This is a genomic window from Bacillus sp. mrc49 (assembly GCF_002803435.1).
The window spans coordinates 1-418 of sequence record NZ_PHNG01000300.1 but is presented as its reverse complement, the minus strand read 5'-3'; the positions used below and the strand labels follow the sequence as shown (position 1 = coordinate 418).

Below are 418 nucleotides of genomic sequence, written 5' to 3'. Positions count from 1 at the left end.
GAAGGTCTTCCGGCGTCCTGCTGGTTACAAGTTGGTTGCCGCAAACCACAACCTCCTTGTCCAAATATGTCGCACCAGCATACTCCATATCGACTTTAATCGAGGTATAGCCAGTTGCATGGCGCCCTTCAAGTGCCTTGGCCGTAATCAGCAGCTGAGGTCCGTGACAAATTGCAAAGACTGGTTTTCTATCATCCATGAACGCTTTGGCAAATGTTACGAAGCGTTCGTCAGCACGCAGCTGGTCAGGCGAGAAACCGCCCGGAATGAACAATGCATCAAAATCCTCTGGTTTCACTGAATCGATGCTTTCATCAATCTTGACTTCCACTTCACCTTGTTTGCCTTGAACCGTTTTCCCTTTTTCCATTTCGATTTTCGTTACTGTATGGCCAGCTTCCTTAAATGCTCTAGCCGG

The 418-nt window shown here is 48.1% G+C and carries 1 protein-coding gene; it reads right to left on the bottom strand.

The window, feature by feature from the left end; translation table 11 throughout:
* On the bottom strand, positions 1-418 hold a 418-nt coding region (locus CVN76_RS02050; protein ID WP_100530166.1), incomplete at both ends, for a type 1 glutamine amidotransferase domain-containing protein.